This window comes from Pseudomonas sp. Pse79 (genome assembly GCF_024519615.1).
Lineage (GTDB): Bacteria > Pseudomonadota > Gammaproteobacteria > Pseudomonadales > Pseudomonadaceae > Aquipseudomonas > Aquipseudomonas veronii.
In genome coordinates, this window is record NZ_JALJRR010000019.1 from 112,651 (window position 1) to 117,450 (window position 4,800).

3 protein-coding genes are annotated in these 4,800 nt (G+C 64.0%); 2 read left to right on the forward strand and 1 reads right to left on the reverse strand.

What is annotated here, in order from left to right; genetic code table 11:
- On the forward strand, nt 1–688 hold a 688-nt coding region (locus tag NR164_RS22220), incomplete at its 5' end, for a GTP-binding protein (protein WP_256823264.1).
- Complete coding sequence (locus NR164_RS22225; RefSeq protein WP_026139746.1) at nt 685–1,857, forward strand: PotD/PotF family extracellular solute-binding protein; 1,173 nt, start codon at nt 685–687, stop codon at nt 1,855–1,857. The genes NR164_RS22220 and NR164_RS22225, both read left to right, overlap by 4 nt.
- 62 nt (nt 1,858–1,919) lie before the next feature.
- Here NR164_RS22225 and NR164_RS22230 read toward each other — a convergent pair whose 3' ends face one another.
- Nucleotides 1,920–4,331, reverse strand: a complete 2,412-nt coding sequence (locus tag NR164_RS22230) for a glucose/quinate/shikimate family membrane-bound PQQ-dependent dehydrogenase (protein ID WP_046384576.1) — start codon at nt 4,329–4,331, stop codon at nt 1,920–1,922.
- Nucleotides 4,332–4,800: the final 469 nt, after the last annotated feature.

Here is a 4,800-nt window from a genome sequence, read left to right on the forward strand (position 1 = left end):
GGAAACCACCGGCCTGGCCGACCCGGCGCCGATCCTCGCGACCCTCAACAACGACGTGCAACTGCGCGGGCGTGTTCATATCGGCCTGGTCATCACCCTGGTCGACGCCAGCCACGCGGCCCTGCAGGAACGCCTGCACCCGGAATGGCTGGCCCAGGTGGCGGCGGCGGATCGCTTGCTGCTGAGCAAGACCGACCTTGTGGACGACTGCACGCCGCTGCGCCTGCACCTGCAGGCGCTGAACGCGGGCACGCCGATCCTTGATAGCCGCGACATCCACAGCGGCGATCAACTGCTGCTCGGCGCAGGTCTGCGCAGCGCCGAACCGGCCGCCGAAGTCAGGCGCTGGCAACTGCACCGGACCACCACCGCCCGCCACGGCGCCGCGCAAGTCTGCTGCCTGAGCTTCGACCGGCCGCTGGATTGGGTCGGTTTCGGAGTGTGGTTGTCGATGCTGTTAAGATGCCATGGCGAACGAATCCTTCGCGTCAAAGGACTGCTCAACGTGAACGCAAGCTCGGCCCCCATCGTCATTCATGGTGTGCAGCACTGCCTGCATGCGCCGGTCCACCTGCCCGCGTGGCCGGGCAGCGACCGCCAATCGCGCCTGGTGTTTATCCTGCGCGGCCTCGACCCGGTGCTGCTGCGCCGCTCGTTTGAGGCGTTTTCACGGCGGTTCGCGGCATGATCACCTTAAGAGTCCTCGGTACGTCGGTGACCTTGCTCGAATGCTTGCGCGTGCGGGCCGAACAGGAACTGGGCATTCGCCTGGTGTACCAGGTGCATGACGTCGAACAGGCCCAGCGCATCGCCGTGATGCAGCCCGACAGTTACGACCTGTACGACCAGTGGTTCCACAACGTCGACTTCGTGTGGCCCGCCCGCGCGATCCAACCCATCGACACGCGGCGCATCGCCTTGTGGCACGAGATCAACGACCTGCCCAAGCGCGGTCGCCTGTCGCCCAGCGACCGCCTGGGCAGTGGCAGCGTGCCCAGCGAGCGGCTGTTTGTGCAGCACGATGGTAGCCTCGGCAGCACGGTCACCGAACGCATCAGCATGTTGCCGCTGACCCACAACGCCGACAGCTTCGCCTACCGCCCCGAGCGCCTGCCCGAGGCGTTCAGCCGCAGCAACGAAAGCTGGGGCTGGCTGCTCGACCCGCTGTTGCGCGCGCGCACCGCGTTGCAAAGTGACGCCGCCATCGGCGCGCTCGATGCCGCGTTGGCGGTGCAGGGCGCCGGGCTGGCGAGGTTCAGGGACATCGGCAACATGAGCATCGAAGAGATCGACGTGCTCGCCGATATCCTGGTGCGCAAGCAGAAGGAAGGGCACTTCGCGGCGTTCTGGTCCGACGATGAAGAAGCCGCGCAATTGATGCTCAGCCCGAACATCGATATCCAGAGCCTGTGGTCGCCGACCCTGATGCGCCTGCATCGCGCCGGGGTGAAGTACCGCCTGGCAGTGCCGCGTGAAGGCTATCGCGCCTGGTTCGGCGGCCTGTCGTTGTCGCGCCATGCCCAGGGCCCGGTGCTCGACGCGGCCTATGCGTACCTCAATTGGTGGTTGTCCGGCTGGCCGGGCGCGGTGATGGCACGCCAGGGTTACTACATCGGCAACCCGGCACGCAGCCGCGATCATTTGACCAGCGCCGAATGGGACTACTGGTACGCCGGCAAGCCCGCGCGCGAAGAGTTACCGGGCAGCGACGGCCTGCCGCTGATCGATATCGGCGAAGTGCGCGACGGCGGCTCCTATGAACAGCGCATGGGGCATATCGCGGTGTGGAACTCGGTGATGGATGAACACAACTACCTGGTGCGGCGCTGGGGGGATTTCATGCGCGCGCGAGGCTGATGCCAACCAAAAAAGGCGGCTACCTGTGAGGGTAGCCGCCTTTGTTTTGCTGCAGGTTTTGCTTAATCCGGCAGTTTGAACGCCATCACATAGTCACCCTGCTTGGTGCCCAGGGAGCCGTGACCGCCGGCCATGACCAGCACGTATTGCTTGCCGTCCTTGCCGGTGTAGGTCATCGGGGTGGTTTGCGCACCGGCTGGCAGGCGACCTTCCCACAGTTGCTTGCCGTTTTTCACGTCATAGGCACGCAGGTACTGGTCGAGGGTGCCGCTGAGGAAGGACACGCCACCGGCCGTGGTGAAAGTGCCGCCCAGGCTAGGCACGCCCATGGTCAGCGGGAGCGGAACCGGCGAGCTGTCGCGCACGGTGCCGTTCTTGTGCATCCAGATGGTTTTGTGGGTGGTCAGGTCGACCGCCGCCACATAACCCCACGCCGGTGCCTGGCACGGCAGGCCCATCGGCGACAGCATCGCTTCGAGGATCACGCCGTAGGGCGCGCCTTTGTTCGGCTGCACGCCTTGGGTTTCGCTGATGCGCGGGCCTTGCTTGGCAATGTCGGCGGCCGGGATCAGTTTCGATTTGAACGCCATGTAGTTCGGGTTCACGAACGCGATCTGGCGCACCGGGTCGACGGAAATGCCACCCCAGTCGAACACGCCGAAGTTACCCGGATAAACGATGGAACCTTGCAGCGAAGGCGGGGTGAACGCACCGTCGTAGCGCATGGATTTGAAATCGATGCGGCACAGCATCTGGTCGAACGGGGTCACGCCCCACATGTCGCGCTCTTTGAGCGGCGGTGGCATGAAGTTCAGATCAGACTTCGGTTGCGTCGGCGCGGTGTGATCGCCCGCGACTGCGCCTTGCGGCACGGCCACTTCGTGGATCGGCACCACCGGTTGGCCGGTGGCGCGGTCCAGCACGTAGATGCTGCCTTGTTTGGTCGACGCCATCACCGCTTGTTTCACGCCGGCTTCGGTCTTGATGTCGATCAGCGAAGGCTGGCCGCCCACGTCCATGTCCCACAGGTCATGGTGGGTGAACTGGAAGGTCCACTTCACGTGGCCGCTGTCGATGTCCAGGGCGGTCAGGCCGGCGCTGTATTTTTCCGAGTCTTCGGTACGGTCGCCGCCGTATTGGTCGGGCATCTGGTTGCCCATCGGCAGGTAGAGCATGCCGAGTTTTTCATCCACAGAGAACATGGACCACATGTTCGGCGAGTTGCGGGTGTAGGTCTTGCCTTCGGCCAACGGGGTGGTGTCGTCCGGGTTGCCGCTGTCCCAGTTCCACACCAGCTTGCCGGTGTGGACGTCGAACGCGCGGATCACGCCGCTGGGCTCGTCGGTGGAGACGTTATCGGTGACGTGACCGCCGATCACCACCAGGTTTTTGGTCACCGCCGGTGGCGAAGTGGAGTAGTAACCGCCTGGGGCGAAGCTGCCGATATTGGCACGCAGGTCGACCTGGCCTTTGTCGCCGAAGTCTTCGCACATCTTGCCGGTGTCGGCGTTCAGGGCGATCAGGCGGGTGTCGGCGGTCGGCACGAAGATGCGTTTCGGGCAGGCGTTCGGCGCGGCAGCCGGGCTGGCGCTGCCGGTCGGGCTCTGTTCGGAGGCGTAGGCGGCGTCATCGTGATACGACACGCCACGGCAGGTCATGTGCGCCCAACCCTTGAAGTTTGCGGCACCTTCGGTGCTGATCTTCGGGTCGAAACGCCAGATTTCCTTGCCGGTATCCGGGTCCAGGGCAATCACTTGGCTGTGCGGGGTACACACGTAGAGCATGCCGTTGACTTTCAGCGGGGTGTTTTCCGCGGTGGTCTCGCCCGGGTCGTTCGGGCCTGGGATGTCGCCGGTGCGGTAGGTCCACGCTGGAACCAGTTTGTGGGCGTTTTCCGGGGTGATCTGCGCCAGGGGCGAGTAGCGATCGCCGTAGGCCGAACGGCCGTAGGAATTCCAGTCGCCATCGGCCTGGGTCGGCGCGGCGCTGGCCATGCCCGGTACTGCGTCGCGGTCCAGTTGGCCTTTGATTTCACCCGGGTGGGTGAATTGGCTGGCCACGGCGGCAGCGCCGGCCAGGACCACGGCCACGCTCAGCGCGCCGGTGCCCAGCGGTGCCGATTGGCCACGCAGCAACGGACGGCGAAACCATGGGAGCAGCATGACGATGCCCAGGGCGAACAGCAGTGCCAGGCGCGGTACCAACTGCCACCAGTCCAGGCCGACTTCCCACAGTGCCCACACGGTGCTGGCGAACAGTACCAGTGCGTATAGGCCCAGCGCGGCGCGGCGGGTGGCCAGCAGCAGAAGGCCGGTCAGGGTGATGCCGATACCGGCCAGCAGGTAGTACAGCGACCCGCCGAGCAGGCTCAGCTTGATACCGCCGGCCAGTAAGGCCAGGCCCATGATCAGCAGCAAGACGCCTAGCAGCCTGGGCAGTAGGCGGCTTGGGCTTGAGGCACCATCAGTGCTCATAGTGTGTTTCTCCGTGACGTTGGAATTATGTGTCCCCGTGTGTCTTCACTGTAGATGACGATTTTGCACGGGCTTGGTTCAGCGTGAGTCGGTTTTTCCTGGGGATAGCGGGGGGTATCCACAGGGGGGTGATTTATTTTTAGGCGCGGTCGGGTGTGAGACAGCGCTGTCTTTGTGGCGAGGGGTGTTCGGTAGGTTGGGGTTGACCGAGAGTGAATCGTTTCAGGTTATTGCCGCCAAGGATAATGCGGTGGGGCGTTGAGAGAAAGTGAAAATCGCAAGATGCATTATTTCGGATTTGGTAACAGTGACAGAATGTCGCTGTGGGATGAGGGGGTGGGGTTGTTGTTAGGGGGGCTGGTGGATGGCCTTGGGGGAGGGGGCATATCCGTTTCTTCGGTAACGGCGGCTATGGGTTCCGCCCTTACGGCGGGTCACTTTGGAAAAGCCCCAAAGTAACCAAAGGGCT

What these genes read in the sequence shown, in the direction of transcription:
- NR164_RS22225 (WP_026139746.1), top strand. Translation starts at nt 685, where the DNA reads ATGATCACCTTAAGAGTCCTCGGTACGTCGGTGACCTTGCTCGAATGC.
- NR164_RS22230 (WP_046384576.1), bottom strand. Translation starts at nt 4,331, where the DNA reads ATGAGCACTGATGGTGCCTCAAGCCCAAGCCGCCTACTGCCCAGGCTG.